We start from the raw sequence: 14,933 nt of genomic DNA on the forward strand, positions 1-14,933 counted from the left end.
TCCACGTCGAAGGGACGACGGACGAAGATGTTCCATCCCAGACGCACCCTAAAGGCCCTGCTGCTGCCGCTCGCGGCCGGGCTCGCCCTCACCGCACTTCCCGCGCAGAGCGCCCAGGCGGCGAGCACCCTCACCAACGGCGGTTTCGAGTCCGACGCCGCGGGCGCCGCCACCCCGTCCGGCTGGTCCGAGTACGGTTCGACCGCGGCCTCCTTCGTGGAGTCCGGCGGCCACGGCGGGAGTTACCGGCTGAGCCACTGGTCGTCCTCCGCCTACAAGGTGGAGACCTACCAGTACCTGTCCGGGCTCACCAACGGCAATTACAAGCTCACCGCCTGGGTCCGCTCCGGCGGCGGGCAGAACTCCGCCTACCTGGCCCTCAAGAACTGCGGCAGCGCGGAGCAGCGCACGAACCTGCCGGTGTCCGCCAGTGGGTGGATCCGGATCGTCGTGCCGGTCAAGGTGACGAGCAACCAGTGCACCATCAGCGTCAACAGTGACGCGAACGCGGGCAACTGGATCAATGTTGACGACCTGACCTTCACCTCCGGTACGTCCAGTACCTCGATCAAGGGTTCCGACGTCTCCTCGATCCCCAAGAGCGAAGCGCTGGGCGGCACTTACCGCACCAGCTCCGGCACGCTCGCCGATCCGCTCGCCGTCCTGAAGTCCGCCGGACAGAACTACGCCCGCGTGAAGGTCTGGGTGAACCCGGCCGACGGCTACAACAACAAGGCCCGGGTCCTCGCCCTGGCCAAGCGCGTCAAGGCGCAGGGCATGAAACTGCTGGTGGACTTCCACTACTCGGACACCTGGGCCGACCCGGGCGCCCAGAGCAAGCCGGCCGCCTGGGCGGGACACTCCTACAGTCAGCTCAAGACGGACGTCTACCACCACACGTACGACGTCCTCAACGCCCTCAAGGCGCAGGGCACCACCGCCGACATGGTCCAGGTCGGCAACGAGATCAACGGCGGCATGCTCTGGTCCGAGGGCTCCACCAGCAACTGGTCGCAGCTCGCCGGTCTGCTCAACTCCGGCTACGACGCGGTCAAGGCGGTCAACTCCGCCACCCAGGTGGCGCTGCACCTCGCCAAGGGCGGTGACCTCTCCGGCACCCGCTGGTGGTTCGACAGCGCGGTCGCGAACGGCGTCAAGTTCGACGTCATCGGCCTGTCCTACTACGGCTACTGGCACGGCACGCTGCACGACTTCCAGACCACCCTGGACGACGCGGCCGGGCGCTACGGCAAGCCCGTCTTCGTCGCTGAGACGGCCTACCCCTTCCGGCTGGACAGCGAGGACACGCACGAGAACATCATCGACCTCGACAGCGAACTGGTCCCCGGCTACCCGGCCACCCCGGCCGGCCAGACCCGCTGGATGAACGACATCGCGAGCATCGTGGAGGCCGTCCCGAACGGCCGCGGACTCGGCGTCTTCTACTGGGAGTCGACCTGGACCGCGGTCACCGGCAACGGCTGGGACCCCACCGACCCCGCCTCCGGCAACGGCTGGGAGAACCAGGCACTGTTCGGCTACGACGACAGGGCCCTCCCGGCGATGGCCTGGTTCAGCCACCGCTGACCCCACCGCAGAGAAACGGGGCCCGGCCGCGGGAACGCGCGGCCGGGCCTTGCTCGTACCAGCTCGCACGCCTCGGGATCGCACGACAGTTCGCTACCGGCCATTGCGCGGGGAGTGCCGGACATGTCGGCATCGACTGCGGAACAGTGGGGAACACGCGCTACGAGGAGGACCGGACGGAGGGGGCATGATGTTGAGGACACCGGTGAGCACGAAGCGCCTGGACATCCTGGAGTGGCTGAAGGATCCGGCCGCGCACTTCCCGCCCCAGCCGCACGGCGACCTCGTCGAGGACGGCGTCACCTCCGACGCCGTCGCCCGCAAACTCGGGGTGGCCCCGCCGGTCGCCGACACCCATCTGAGCCTGCTCGCCTGCGTCGGCCTGCTGCGCACCCGGCGGATCCGGCGGCGCACGTACTACCGGCGCGACGAGGTGCGCATCGCCGAGGTCGCGCGCATCTTCGAGAAGGGCTGGTAGAGGGAGCGCATGAACCGTCCCCGCACCCTCGTCCCGCACCGGTACATCGCGATCGGCGGCCGTGGCCCCGAGGACGTGGTCGCCGACTCCCGCGGCCGGGTCCTCACCGGCGTCGAGGACGGCCGCATCCTCGGGCTCGACGGACTGGCGGACCCCGGCCACGTCCGCGTCCGCGTGCTCGCCGAGACCGGCGGCCGCCCGCTCGGCCTGGAACTCCTCACCGACGACACGCTGCTGGTGTGCGACGCCGAACAGGGACTGCTCCGCGTCGACCTCACCGACGGCACCGTCCGCATCCTCGCCGACTCGGTGGCGGGGGAGCGGCTGCGCTTCGCCAGCAACGCCGTGGCGCTCGCCGACGGCAGCGTCTGCTTCACCGTCTCCAGCCGCCGCTACCCCCTGGAACACTGGATCGGCGACCTGACCGAAGACACCGGAACCGGCCGCCTCCTGCGCCTGGCACCCGGCGCGGACACCCCCGAAGTCCTCCTGGACGGACTGCGGTTCGCCAACGGCCTCGCCCCGAGCGCCGATGAGTCCTTCCTGGTCGTCGCCGAGACCGGCGCCTGCCGCCTGACCCGCTACTGGCTCACCGGACCGAAGGCGGGCCGCGCCGAACCCTTCGTCGAGCACCTCCCCGGCATGCCCGACAACCTCTGGCGCGGCACCTCGGACGGCCCCCTCTGGGTCGCCCTCGCCGGCCCGCGCGTGCCACCCCTCGATCTGCTGCACCGCGCCACCCCCGCCGTCCGCCGCGCCGCCGCCCGGGTCGCCGTCCGCGCCCCCTTCCGTCCCACCGGCACGATCGGCGTCCTCGCCGTCGACGACACCGGCGCGATCCGCCACCACCTGGCCCGCCGCCACTCCCGCTTCCGCATGGTGACCAGCGTCTGCGAGGCCGGGGGCCACCTCGTCCTGGGCAGCTTGTGGGAGCGCGGAGTCGCCCTGTGCGAGCCGCCCGCCGCGACCTGAGCCCGGCGTTACCCTGTTGACCGGCCCCTACCGGGCCGTCCCGGCAGGAGACGTACGACCATGTCAGCCTCGGACACCGAGCCGCGGGCCGCCCGCACCCCGAGACCGCCCGTTCTGCGCGGCCAGGCACCCGTCCTCGCCGTGATCGCGCTCGGCGGCGCCCTCGGGGCCACCGGCCGGTACGCCCTCTCCCTGTGGTGGCCACTGAGCCCCGGCGGATTCCCCTGGGCGACCTTCTGGACCAACGTCATCGGCTGCGCCGTGATCGGCGCCTTCATGGTGATCATCACCGAGGCGTGGAGCGCCCCTCGCCTGGTACGCCCCTTCGTCGCCACCGGCGTCCTCGGCGGCTTCACCACCTTCTCGACGTACGCCGTCGACATCCGGAAGCTGCTCGACTCCGGCCACCCCGGCACGGGCCTGGCCTACCTCGCCGCGACCCTCCTCGCGGCCCTGACGGCGGTCTGGCTCGGCGCGGCGACGACCCGCCGGATCGTGCGGCGGCACAGCGGCCGCGAGGGGTCGACCAGGGAGGACGAGGCCGGCCGCACCGAAGGGGGGAACCCCTCGTGAACTGGCTGCTCGTCGTCGCGGGCGCCATGGTCGGCGCCCCGCTGCGCTACCTCACCGACCGCGCGGTGCGGTCCCGGCACGACTCGGTGTTCCCCTGGGGCACCTTCGCGGTCAACATCACCGGCTGCCTGGCCCTCGGCCTGCTCACCGGCGCCGCGAGCCCTCACCTCCAGCTGCTGCTCGGCACCGGTCTGTGCGGGGCGCTGACCACGTACTCGACCTTCTCCTACGACACCCTGCGGCTGGCCGAGACGGGGGCCGGGCTGTACGCGCTGGGCAACGTCGCCGGGAGCCTGGTCCTCGGCCTCGGCGCCGCCTTCACGGGCGTATGGCTCGCCGGGGCGCTGTGGGGTTGACCCGCAGTGGGGGCGGGGGCGCCTTGACAGCACCCTCCGCCATCCGGACCATCACATCCGTGAACCTGTCAGACAGCCGGACAGCCGGACAGCCTCCCCGGCGCGTCAGCGCCATGGAGGCGGTGCTCGCGCATCTGCGCGCCGCCATCGAACGCGGCGAGTACGCCGTGGGCGACAAGCTCCCCTCCGAGGTGGAGCTGTGCCGCACCCTGGAGATCAGCCGACCCGTGCTGCGCGAGGCCCTCCGGGCACTGCAGACCATGGGCCTGACCGTCTCCAAGACCGGCAAGGGCACCTTCGTCGTCGCCTCCGCCGTCGAGGACCCGACCTTCGGCGACTACGCGGCCAGCGATCTGCTGGAGGTGCGCCGGCACGTCGAGATCCCGGTCGCCGGATACGCGGCCCGGCGCCGCACCCCGGACAACCTCGACCACCTGGCCCATCTGCTCGACCGTATGGAACGCGAGACGGACACCACCGCGTGGGTCGCGATGGACACCCTCTTCCACCTCGCCGTGGCCGAGGCCGCCCAGAACCCGGTCTTCCGCCGGGTCATCGAGGAGATCCGGGACGCCCTGGCACGCCAGTCGGCCTTCCTCAACGAACTCGGCGGCCGTCGCGAGCAGTCCAACCGTGAGCACCGGGCGATCGTCGAGGCACTCATCGCCGGTTCGGAGCAGGACGCCACCGAGGCGATGGCGCATCACCTCGACCGCGTCGCGACCACCCTCACGGACATCGTGCGCCCGGCGCGCACGGCATCCCGGCAGGCCGACGCGTGACCCGCGCCCCGGCCGCCGCCCACCACCCCAGGAAACAGGCAGTGATGTACAGCACCTCCCTCCCGGACGCACCCCTTCTCCGTGAGCCCTTGCACGCCCCCGTCGCCCACCTCATACGCGGCGGAGTCGTGGAAGGCATCCACTACGGCTCGGTCGTCGTGCTCGGCACCGGGGGCGAGGTCCGCTTCCAGGTCGGCGACATCGAGGCCGCGTTCTACCCCCGCTCGGCGCTCAAGCCCGTGCAGGCCGTCGCCATGGTCCGCGCCGGGCTGCCGCTCGACGGCGAGCTGCTCTCGCTCGCCGCGGCCAGCCACTCGGGCGAGGAGCGGCACCTCGCCGGTACCCGGCGGATCCTCGAGCTGGCCGGTGTCTCCGAGAGCGCCCTGCGCAACGTGCCGGACATGCCGTTCGACCCGGTGGTCCGCGACGCCTGGGTACGGGAGGGGCGGCTGCCCTCGCGCCTGGCCCAGAACTGCTCCGGCAAGCACGCGGCGATGCTGTACACCTGCCGGTTGAACGGGTGGCCGCTGGAGGGATACCTCGACCCTGGGCACCCGCTTCAGCAGGCGATCGCCGAGATCGTCGAGGACCTCACCGGCCAGCGCATCGCGCAGGTGACGGTGGACGGCTGCGGGGCTCCGCTGTTCTCCGTCTCGCTGCACGGGCTGGCCCGGGCCGCGGCCCGGATCACGGCCGCCGCGCCGGGTACGCCCGAGGCACGGGTCGCCGACGCCATGCGGGAGCACGCGGAGATGGCCTCCGGCAGCGGGCGGGACGTGGCGGCGCTGATGCGGGCCGTGCCGGGGCTGCTGGCGAAGGACGGCTTCGAGGGCGTGCAGGTCGCCGCACTGCCCGACGGGCGGGCGGTCGCCGTGAAGATCTCCGACGGGGCGAACCGGGCGCGGGTCCCGGTCGCGGCGGCGGCGCTCGCGCGGGCCGGGGTCGATCCGTCGCTCCTCACCGAGTTCCAGGGCGAGGCGCTTCTCGGGGGCGGCCGGGCGGTGGGGTGTGTGCGGCCGGTGCGGTCCCTGGAGCCGGTCGCTGTCGCGCCGTGCGCCTAGGGACGCGGCTCGCTTCTGGGGCGTGCGGGTGAGGTGTGCGGGCCGTGTGTGGCCGTCGCTTCTGGGGCGTGCGGGTGCGGGCCGTGTGTGGCCGTCGCCTCTGGGGGCGTGTGGGTGCGGGCCGTGTGCGGCCGGTCGGGCGGCTCCCCGAGCCGGTGTCGCAGGAGACCGCGGTCGGCCTGCCCGGGCCGCGAGCTTCGGCGTCAGTCCGAACTCGCTGCGCCCCCCGGCCGGCGCCCCCTGCCCGCCGCGGCCGGCTGACTGACGTCCGGTACGGCCGCCCCGGCCTCGTCGACCGACCCGGAGGCACAATGGTGATCATGAGCGTTGCACCCTCGTCCCAGACCTTCCAGCCGGTCCTGGAGCGCATCGCCGACGAGATCGGGCGCACCCCGGGCCGCGGCCGCGCCGCCGACTACATCCCGGCGCTCGCGGCCTGCGACCCGCGCAGTTTCGGCATGGCCGTCGCCGAACTCGACGGCACGGTGTACGGGGTGGGGGAGTGGCGCCGACCCTTCTCCACCCAGTCCATCACCAAGGTCTTCACCCTCGCCCTGGACCTGGCCCGCGAGGGTGACGAACTGTGGGAGCACGTGGGCCGAGAGCCCTCCGGCAACCCCTTCAACTCGCTGGTGCAGCTGGAGTACGAGAACGGCATCCCGCGCAACCCGTTCATCAACGCCGGCGCCCTCGTCGTCACCGATCGCCTCCAGACCCGTACCGGCGACGCGGCGGGCGAACTCCTGTCCTTCCTGCGCGCGGAGAGCGGCGACCCGACGCTGGACTTCGACACGGACGTCGCCGCCTCCGAGGCCGCGCACGGCGACCGCAACGCCGCCCTGGCCCACTTCATGGCCTCCTACGGCAACATCGACAACCCCGTACCGGCCCTGCTCGACCAGTACTTCCGCCAGTGCTCGATCCGCGCCTCCTGCGCCGCCCTTGCCCTGGCCACCGGCTTCCTCGCCCGGCACGGCGTCCGCGCCGACGGCTCCCGGCTGCTGACCCGCAGCCAGGCCAAGCAGGTCAACGCCGTGATGCTGACCTGCGGGACGTACGACGCGGCGGGCGACTTCGCCTACCGCGTGGGCCTGCCCGGCAAGAGCGGGGTGGGCGGCGGCATCATCGCCGTCGTGCCCGGGCGCTGCACGCTGTGCGTATGGAGCCCGGGCCTCGACGAGCGCGGCAACTCGGTGGCGGGCGTCGCGGCGCTGGACCGCTTCACGACGCTGACGGGGCTGTCGGTGTTCTGACCGGCGCGGTCCGCTGTGCCGCCAGGTCGGCCAGGTCTTCCTCGGCGAGGACGATCGATCCGGCCGCGGTGTTCTCCTCCAGGTGGGCGAGGGAGCCGGTGCCGGGGATGGCCAGGGTGACGGGGGAGCGGGCGAGCAGCCAGGCCAGGGCGATCTGCGGAACCGTGGCCCCGTGCCGGCCGGCGACCCTGGCCATGCGCTCCCCGTTGAGGTCGCTCACGCCACCACCCAGGGGGAAGAACGGCACATAGGCGATGCCCGCCCGCTCGCAGGCGGCCAGCACCTCGGTGTCGTCGCGCCGGGCGGCGTGGAAGTGGTTCTGCACCGCGGCGACGGGCGCGATGGCTCGGGCCTCGGCGAGATGGGCGGCGTCCACATGGCTCAGGCCGAGGTGGCGGATCAGCCCTTCCTCCCGCAGCGCGGCCAGCGCGGTGAAGCGCGCGGCGACCGACTCACCGCGCGGCGGGGGTGCGAGGCCGCCGATGCGCAGATAGACCAAGTCGAGGCGGTCCAGGCCGAGTCCGGTGACATTCTCCTCGACCAGTGCGCGCAGGGCACCAGGGTCGGACGTGGCGGCCAGGCCCCCGTCGGCGGTGAAGACGGGGCCGACCTTGGTCGCGATGACCAGGCCGCCGGGGTAGGGGTGAAGGGCTTCACGGATCAGGGTGTTGGCCCGGACCGTGCCGTCGCCGCTGGTGTAGAAGGCGGCGGTGTCGATGTGGTCGACGCCGAGTTCGACTGCTCGGCGCAGGACGGCCCGGCCGGCTTCGGGATCGCGGGCCGGGCCGTGGAAGGAGTTCGTGGGCAGGCGCATGGCTCCGAAGCCCATCCGGTTGATCAACAGGTCGCCGCCGAGGCGGAAGTCATCGCTCATGAACCCAGCTTGGGAGGCGGGGCGTCGGTGCCGCGAGCCCGTGGCAGCTTGCTGCCATCGGGCAGAATGAGCGCGTGGCAGAGATCGTGACGATCCACGGCGACCTGGAGCTGCTCGCCCGCACCGCGCACCTGTTCTCCGCGGTTCGCGAGGAGTTCGTCTGCGCCGCCCGCGACCTCGGCACCTGGCCGCACCACGGCGCCCGGCAGGCGGCCCGGGACCGGGTCCGACGCAGCGGCACCCTGCGGGTGCGCAAGCTGTACAGCCCCGCCGCGCTGGCCGACGAGCACAGCCGCGCGCACCTGGGCGACATCGTCGCCGAGGGCGGCCAGGTACGGATCGCCGCCGCCGCTCTGCCGCACGAGACGATCATCATCGACCGGCAGTACGCGATCCTCGCCGGGGCCGGCACCCCCGGCGGCCGTGAGTACACCGTGACCAGCGCGCCCACGCTGGTCGGCGGCGTCCACGCGCTGTACGAGGCCGCCTGGGAGGCCGCCACCGGTCTTGAGGAGTTCCTGCGCGCGGAGCGGCCCCGGCTCGACGCGGGGAGCCGGACGGTCCTGCGCGCGCTGGGCTCGGGCGTCACCGACGTGACCGCGGCGCGCGAACTCGGTATGTCCCTGCGCACCTACCGACGCCGGGTCGCCGAACTGCTCGACACCCTCGACGCCGGGTCCCGCTTCCAGGCCGGGATGCGCGCGGGCGAACTCGGCTTGAACCGCTGAGCGGGCGGGTGCGTGGGTGGGCTGGGTTTGAACCGCTGAGCGGGCGGGTGCGTGGGTGGGCTGGGTTTGAACCGCTGAGCGGGCGGGTGCGTGGGTGGGCGGGGTGGGGATCGCTGTAGCGGGCGGGCGGGCGCGTGGGTGAGCCGGGCTCGTATCGCGGAGCACGCGGTCGCACGGGGGAGCAGGGTCTGAACCGCTGAGCGGGCGCGCGGCGCCTAATCCGGTTGAGACCCTGCCCCGCCCCGGGCGAAGATCGCCCTCATGTTCTCGCGCAAGTCTCGTCGCCCGAAGTCCCCCGAACTCCTCAAGGCCTGGGAGTCCCTGGACGCCGGGGACGTCCCCGGCGCCCTGCGCCACCTGCGGTCCGGCACGGACGAACTGCCCCTCGGCGAGCTGGCCCTCGTCATCGCCCGGGCGGCCGGTTCCGCCGGGTTCGACGACCTCCGGCAAGCGGCCGAGGCCCTCGCCTCCCGTCCCGACCGGCCGCAGGAGCTCTACGACTTCGGGTACGCGTGCGTGGAGCGCGGCGTCGCCCATCTGGCGATACCCGCCCTGCGCGAGGCCCTGCGCCTGGTGCCGGACTCCAAGGCGGCGCTGCGCGAGCTGGTCTCCGCCTACGAGGGCGAGGAGCGGCACGGCGAGGCCGTACAGGTACTGGCCGCGCACGAAAGCACCCTCGACGCCTGGCCGGACCGCTATCTCCTGGTCCACAACGCCCTCATGTCCGGCGACCTCGCCCTGGCCCGCCGTCAGCACGCGCTGCTCACGGACCCGGAGGACGAGCAGTGGCTGTCCGCGCAGGCCCGTCAGCGCCGCATGCTGGAGCGCGCGGCGAGCGTGGAGACGGGCGGCGCGCTGGACCGCTCGGATCTGCGGGGCTGGCAGTACGTCCTGGGCGGCACCGTCCTCGGCACGCTGTCCCCCTACGGTTTCGACGCGGGCATGACGGGGCGGTACGCCTGGCTCCAGGACACCTACGACCAGTGCCTGCACGGCCTGCTCCGGCTGAGGACGGTGCTGGCCGCCGCCGGCGCACGGCCCACGTCGGTGTCCCTGCTGCCCGACCGCGGCAGCCGGATCCTGGGCCTGGCCGTGGCCGAGGTGCTCGGACTTCCGGCACTGCCCTTCGCCCCCGAGCGGGCGGACACCGTGGTCGTGGCGTACGACCTGAACGAGGTGCGCCCCGAGATCATCGGCCATCTCTTCGAGCGGACGCCCGGCCAGATCCTGCACGAGCACGCCAGTTGCTGGACCGACCCGCCGGCCGTCACCGCCGACAGCGTCACCCTGCTCCACCAGTCGGCGACAGCACCCTGGGACGGAGTGCTCCAGCAGGCGCAGGACGGCGGAGTGGAGCGCACCGCCGCCGACGCCCGCCCCGAGTCCGAGATCGCCGCGGACATCGTCGCCGCCGACCCGGCCCCGGACGAGGGGGACGGCGAGTCGCCCGCGGACCCGGACGAACGGTTCACGCGGTTCGTGACGGCCGTACGCGACACCTGGCTCCAGGGCGACCGCGCCCACCTGCCGTCCTCGGGCCCGGTACCCAGCTCCCGCTTCCGGTGAGCGGGGCCTACCGTTCGGCGTCGCCCCACTCCTGGACGACCACCTCGTCGCCGACGGACAGCTTTCCCGGCCGCAGCACGGAGAACTTGGCGCCGAACACCACTCCTCCGCTCGCCGCGCGCCGGTAGGCCGCGAGCGTGCGCAGCGGTTCCTTGCCCTGCCGGGCGCCGGTCTCCTGGTCGACGAGGGTGACCGCGCAGCGCACCGCGAGCTTGGCGTAACCGAGTTCGGTCCCGCCGATCGTGATGCGGCGCGCGCGGTCCTCGGCATGAGGATCGGCCGCCCAACCGTCGCCGCCGACGACGATGTTCGGCCGGAAGCGGTTCATCGGCAGCGGCTCGGGCAGCCGCTGGTCGAGCAGGGCGAGGGAGGACCGGGTCAGCAGGTGCACGGCGCTGCTGTCGGCGTAGCCCGACGGGCCCGGCGTCCAGCCGTCGGCGATCCGGTCATGTTCCGGAGGCACCCGGACCAGACGGCTGGGGGTGCCGAGCACCTCCGAGAGCCAGTCGGCGACTTCGTCGCCCTGGTCGATCCCTTGGAAGGCCTCGCCGAACAGGTCGACGTCGCGTCGCGGCGCGGAGGTGGTGACGTCGATGTGCACGGTCGAGCCGCGCGCGTCGAGGGTGAGCCGGCTGCCGTCGGCGCTGACGGAGGGCCGGATCAGAGCGAGGCGGGGATGGCGGCGCTGGGTGCGGTGGACACCGTCCTCGCCGATGACCATGAAGCTGCGGTCGTGCGCCGGCCCCGCCGGGGTGAGGAGCGCGTCACTCACCGACGTACCCGCGCAGCCCTTGACGGGGTAGCAGAAGAGTTCCAGGACATCGGCCATGCGCCGCCTCCTCCGGTCGGTGGCCAGGCTGCCACGCGCCGGACACACGTCGGCTTCCCACCGGAGGGAACCGCGTCGATTTCCGGCCACCCGACGTTGACACGCTGACCGCGTGTTGGCCACGGCTTTTCCCGTCGATCTCCGCCGCTGCCAGGTGCTCGGACTGGCCGGTACCGCCTTCCTCGCGGCAGGCGGCGGCACCGCCGGAGCACTGCCCGTCCGGGACCTCCTCGCCCCTTCCTCCGCCGAGGCCGCCCTCGGCCTGATCGGTGTGTACTTCGGCGTCGTCCTGCTGATAGCGGCCTGGGCACTGCTGGGCCGTCTCCTGCTCGGCGACGGACCGCCGGCACCCCGCGCCCTGCTGGTCACCCTCGCCGTGTGGGCGGCCCCGCTGCTGCTCGCCCCGCCGCTGTTCAGCCGGGACGTGTACAGCTATCTCGCGCAGGGCGCCATGGTGGAAGCCCACCTCGACGTCTACACCCACGGGCCGTCCCGGCTCGGCGGTCCGCTCGCCGACGAGGTCGCCCCGCTGTGGCAGCACACGGGAGCGCCGTACGGCCCGGTCTTCCTCGCCCTGGCCTCCGGGCTGTCGGCGCTGACCAGCGGTGAACTCCCCGCGGGGCTCTTCGGGATGCGGCTCGTCGCCCTCCTCGGGGTGGCCCTGATGGCGGCCGCCCTGCCCCCTCTGGCCCGGCACAGCGGCGCCGATCCGGCCGCCGCCCTGTGGCTCGGCGCGCTCAACCCGCTGGTCCTGCTGCACCTGATCGCCGGGGCCCACAACGACGCCGTCATGCTCGGCCTGCTCGGGCTCGGCCTGGTCGCCGCGCTCGGCCGGTGGCCGGTCCTGGGCGCCGTACTCGTCACCCTCGCCGCCCTGGTCAAGGCGCCCGCGGTGCTCGGCCTGGCCGCCGTCGTCGTCCTCCAGGTGCGGGCGGGCCGCCCGCCGGCCCGGGCCGTGCTGACGACCGCGGCGGCCACCGCCGCCACGACGGTCGCAGCGACCGCCGTCGCCGGTACCGGATACGGCTGGATCGGCGCCCTCGACACCCCGGTCTCGCCGCACAACTGGGCGCTCACCAGCCTCCTCGGCCGCGCCACCCGCGCTCTCCTGGAAGGGCTCGGCAGCGACCTGGCACCCCTGGCCGTGCCCGCGTGGCACGCGCTCGGGGTCGCCGCGGCCGTGGTCGCCGTCGCGGTCATCTGGCTGCGGCTGAGACCGCGCCCGGTGTACGCGCTCGGCCTGAGCCTCGCCGCCGTGGCCGCCCTCGGTCCCGCGATCCGCCCCTGGTACGCCCTGTGGGGCCTGTTCCTCATCGCTGCCGCGGCGCCCAGCGCCTCGGTGCGGCACCGGGTGGCGGCCGTGACGGGCGTACTGGCGCTCGCCACCCTGCCCAGCGGGGGCCCGGCGGACACCGGCCAGTTGGTGCTGGCCGTCTCCGGCGGGGTGCTCGCGGTGGTCGTGCTGTTCCAGGCCCACCAGGCGGAACTCGCGCCGGGCCGGGGGCGTACCGCATGAGACTGCCCCGCTCCGACCGCGGACGGCTGCCGCTCGCGCTGCTCCTCGTCGCCGCCGTGACGGTGTTCACCGCGACCGTGCCGCTGTTGCGCGACTGGTTCGACCTGCGCGTCTACCACGGCACCGTGGACAGCTGGATCCACCACGGCGGACGCATCTACGACTACCTGGTCCCCGGCACGACGTACGGCTTCACCTACCCGCCGTTCGCCGCCGTCGTCATGCTGCCCATGGCCCTGCTGGACCTGCCCGCCGCCGTCGTCGTCACTCTGCTGCTCAACCTTGCGGCGCTGGCCGTGGTGGTGCGCATCCTGGCCGGACGGGACTGGCGGCGGCACGGCTGGTTCGGCTGCGTGCTCGGCGTCTGCGCGCTCGCCCTGTTCGAGCCGCTGCGCGACACGTTCAGCTTCGGCCAGGTCAACGTGGTGCTGCTCGCCCTGGTGCTGACGGACGCCTGGCTCCTGGCCACCGGACGGGGGCGCCGGGCGGGCTACGGCATCGGGCTGGCCGCCGCGATCAAACTCACGCCCGCCGTCTTCATCGGCCTGCTCCTGCTGGCCCGCCGGTGGCGGGCGGCCGCGGTCGCCACGGCCGTGGCCCTCGGAGCGACGGCCCTGGCGGCCTGGGTGGCCCCGGACGCCTCGCGCTTCTACTGGACCCGGGCCCTGTGGGACACCACCCGTATCGGCCGCCTGGAGTACGTCTCCAACCAGTCCCTGCAAGGTGTCCTGGCCCGGCTCGGCGCACCGGACCGCGCGCTGTGGGCGGTCGCCGTGCTGCTGGTGCTGTGCGTGTGGGCGTGGCGGGCGAGCCGGGCGGTCGCCGCGGGGGAGTGGATCGCGGCCTTCGCCCTGACGGGCCTGACGGCGTGTCTGGTCAGCCCCATCACCTGGGTGCACCATCTGGTGTGGCTGCTGCCCTCGTTCGCCGTGCTGATCCGCGCCGGGCACCCGCGCATCGCGGGCACCCTGTACGCGGTGCTGTGCACGAGCGTGGTGTGGCTGTGGTTCGACGACGCCTCCGGCATCGACGGTTTCCTCGGCTCCAACGCCTACGTCTGGATCACGCTGGGGCTGCTGCTGTGGCTGCCGGTGGGTCAACTCCCCGCAGTTCGGCCCTTCCTTAGCCGCAGGGCGACCGCGACGGCCCCGGCGCCGAGCACGGCGGCGGCCGCCACCAGTCCGGCCTCGGCCCAGCCCGGGCCCGCCTCCGCCGGCGCCGCGACGGCCCCTGCGGACACCGGCTCGGGCCCCGGCCGGGGCCTGGCCCGCAGCGCGTCCAGCGAGCCCACCGGTTCCACCCGGCCCGCCGCGGCGAAACCCCAGTCCAGCAGCTCCCGGGCCTCCTCGTAGACGGCCAGTCCGCCGCCGTACTGAGGGTTCATCACCGTGACGACGAGGGTCCGGTTCCCCTTCCGGGCGGCCGACACCAGCGTGTGGCCGGCCCGGCTGGTGTAGCCGTTCTTGACGCCGATCAGGCCGGGGTAGGGGGCGACGCCGTCGGCGCCGGTCAGCAGCCGGTTGGTGTTGCGGATGGGGTACGACCATCCGCCGCGGCCCGGGAACCTGGCCTCGACTGTGGCGCAGTACCGCGCGAAGTCCTTGTTGCGCAGCCCCGCCCGGCCGAACACCGCGAGGTCGTACGCCGAGGACACCTGGCCCGGTGTGTCGTAGCCGTCCGGCGACAGCACCCGGGTGTCGAGGGCGCCGAGCGCCCGGGCCTTGGCCTGCATCCGGGCGGCCGTGGCGCGCCAGCCGCCGGTCAGCCGCGCAAGGACGTGCACGGCGTCGTTCCCGGAGTTGAGGAACACCCCGTTCCACAGATCGGTGACCCGGTAGGTGCGCCCCTCGGCGACCCCGACCAGGCTGCTGCCCGCACCGACGCCCGCCAGCTCCTCCTCGTCGACCGTGTGCCGGATCCCGCCGGGCAGGGCGGGCAGCAGGGTGAGGGCGAAGAGCGCCTTGAGGGTGCTGGCGGGCGGCAGTCTGCGGTGCGCGTCGTGCGCGGCGAGCACCTCACCGGTACCGGCGTCGGCGACCACCCACGACAGCGCCGAGACCCGGGGCACCCGGGGCGCCCCCGCGCGCAGCCGCACCTGCGTACCGGGACGGTGCAGCAACGACGCCGGCGGAACCGCCACCCCCCGACCCCGCTCCGTCCCACCGGGGCCGGCGTCGCCCCGGTCGGCCGCCGCGGCGGGGCCCGTGTCGCCCCGGTCGGCCGCCGCGGTGGGCGTGAGCCCCCACAGGCCCGCCACACAGAGCACGCAGGCCGAGACGGTCACCCGGTAAGAGAATCCGATCTTCATATGATCAACGTAGAAAGCGCTCGGCGACACACCGCGCTGCCCGGACGGAG

Annotated in this window: 14 protein-coding genes and 1 pseudogene; 12 read left to right on the plus strand and 3 right to left on the minus strand. The window is 73.6% G+C overall.

All coding sequences use genetic code 11. The features are described from left to right. Positions 1–27 precede the first annotated feature (27 nt). From ACFYW5_RS17575 to ACFYW5_RS17610, 8 genes are all read left to right on the plus strand, one after another. Positions 28–1,587 carry an arabinogalactan endo-beta-1,4-galactanase gene (locus ACFYW5_RS17575; protein WP_389417886.1) on the plus strand — a complete coding sequence of 520 codons (1,560 nt, stop codon included), beginning with the start codon at positions 28–30 and terminating at the stop codon, positions 1,585–1,587. 190 nt (positions 1,588–1,777) lie between these two features. Further along, entirely contained in the window at positions 1,778–2,065 is a 288-nt protein-coding gene (locus ACFYW5_RS17580) for an ArsR family transcriptional regulator (RefSeq protein WP_389417983.1), read from the plus strand. Between the two features lie 9 nt (positions 2,066–2,074). After that, positions 2,075–3,037 (plus strand): SMP-30/gluconolactonase/LRE family protein, encoded by a 963-nt coding sequence (locus ACFYW5_RS17585; RefSeq protein ID WP_389417887.1) that lies wholly within the window; start codon positions 2,075–2,077, stop codon positions 3,035–3,037. Between the two features lie 60 nt (positions 3,038–3,097). Further along, positions 3,098–3,610, plus strand: a complete 513-nt coding sequence (gene crcB / locus ACFYW5_RS17590) for a fluoride efflux transporter CrcB (protein ID WP_389417888.1) — start codon at positions 3,098–3,100, stop codon at positions 3,608–3,610. Continuing rightward, positions 3,607–3,966 (plus strand): fluoride efflux transporter CrcB, encoded by a 360-nt coding sequence (crcB, locus tag ACFYW5_RS17595; protein WP_389417889.1) that lies wholly within the window; start codon positions 3,607–3,609, stop codon positions 3,964–3,966. Before crcB (ACFYW5_RS17590) ends, crcB (ACFYW5_RS17595) begins: the two co-directional genes overlap by 4 nt. A 113-nt stretch (positions 3,967–4,079) precedes the next feature. Continuing rightward, positions 4,080–4,748 carry a FadR/GntR family transcriptional regulator gene (locus ACFYW5_RS17600; protein ID WP_389417984.1) on the plus strand — a complete coding sequence of 223 codons (669 nt, stop codon included), beginning with the start codon at positions 4,080–4,082 and terminating at the stop codon, positions 4,746–4,748. A gap of 44 nt (positions 4,749–4,792) precedes the next feature. Continuing rightward, entirely contained in the window at positions 4,793–5,809 is a 1,017-nt protein-coding gene (locus ACFYW5_RS17605) for an asparaginase (protein ID WP_389417890.1), read from the plus strand. Between the two features lie 311 nt (positions 5,810–6,120). Beyond that, entirely contained in the window at positions 6,121–7,062 is a 942-nt protein-coding gene (locus ACFYW5_RS17610) for a glutaminase (protein ID WP_389417891.1), read from the plus strand. Here ACFYW5_RS17610 and ACFYW5_RS17615 read toward each other — a convergent pair. Beyond that, positions 7,031–7,936 (minus strand): oxidoreductase, encoded by a 906-nt coding sequence (locus tag ACFYW5_RS17615; RefSeq protein ID WP_389417892.1) that lies wholly within the window; start codon positions 7,934–7,936, stop codon positions 7,031–7,033. The genes ACFYW5_RS17610 and ACFYW5_RS17615 overlap by 32 nt on opposite strands. Before the next feature lie 74 nt (positions 7,937–8,010). Here ACFYW5_RS17615 and ACFYW5_RS17620 point away from each other — a divergent pair, with 74 nt between their 5' ends. Continuing rightward, complete coding sequence (locus tag ACFYW5_RS17620; protein WP_389417893.1) at positions 8,011–8,664, plus strand: DNA-binding response regulator; 654 nt, start codon at positions 8,011–8,013, stop codon at positions 8,662–8,664. 261 nt (positions 8,665–8,925) lie between these two features. Continuing rightward, positions 8,926–10,230 carry a hypothetical protein gene (locus ACFYW5_RS17625; protein ID WP_389417894.1) on the plus strand — a complete coding sequence of 435 codons (1,305 nt, stop codon included), beginning with the start codon at positions 8,926–8,928 and terminating at the stop codon, positions 10,228–10,230. A 7-nt stretch (positions 10,231–10,237) separates the two neighbouring features. Here ACFYW5_RS17625 and ACFYW5_RS17630 read toward each other — a convergent pair whose 3' ends face one another. After that, positions 10,238–11,059: an MOSC domain-containing protein gene (locus ACFYW5_RS17630; RefSeq protein WP_389417895.1), complete on the minus strand. Its 822-nt coding sequence runs from the start codon at positions 11,057–11,059 to the stop codon at positions 10,238–10,240. A gap of 112 nt (positions 11,060–11,171) precedes the next feature. Between ACFYW5_RS17630 and mptB the strand changes: the two genes are divergently transcribed. Next, complete coding sequence (gene mptB / locus ACFYW5_RS17635) at positions 11,172–12,575, plus strand: polyprenol phosphomannose-dependent alpha 1,6 mannosyltransferase MptB (RefSeq protein WP_389417896.1); 1,404 nt, start codon at positions 11,172–11,174, stop codon at positions 12,573–12,575. Further along, positions 12,572–13,927, plus strand: coding sequence for a glycosyltransferase 87 family protein (locus tag ACFYW5_RS17640; RefSeq protein ID WP_389417897.1), 1,356 nt, complete (start codon positions 12,572–12,574; stop codon positions 13,925–13,927). Before mptB ends, ACFYW5_RS17640 begins: the two co-directional genes overlap by 4 nt. Before the next feature lie 38 nt (positions 13,928–13,965). Here the strand turns inward: ACFYW5_RS17640 and ACFYW5_RS17645 are convergent. Then, positions 13,966–14,883 (minus strand): annotated as a pseudogene (locus ACFYW5_RS17645) (D-alanyl-D-alanine carboxypeptidase family protein); the annotation flags it as partial. Positions 14,884–14,933: the final 50 nt, after the last annotated feature.

Source organism: Streptomyces sp. NPDC002779, assembly GCF_042888685.1.
Taxonomy (GTDB): Bacteria; Actinomycetota; Actinomycetes; order Streptomycetales; family Streptomycetaceae; genus Streptomyces.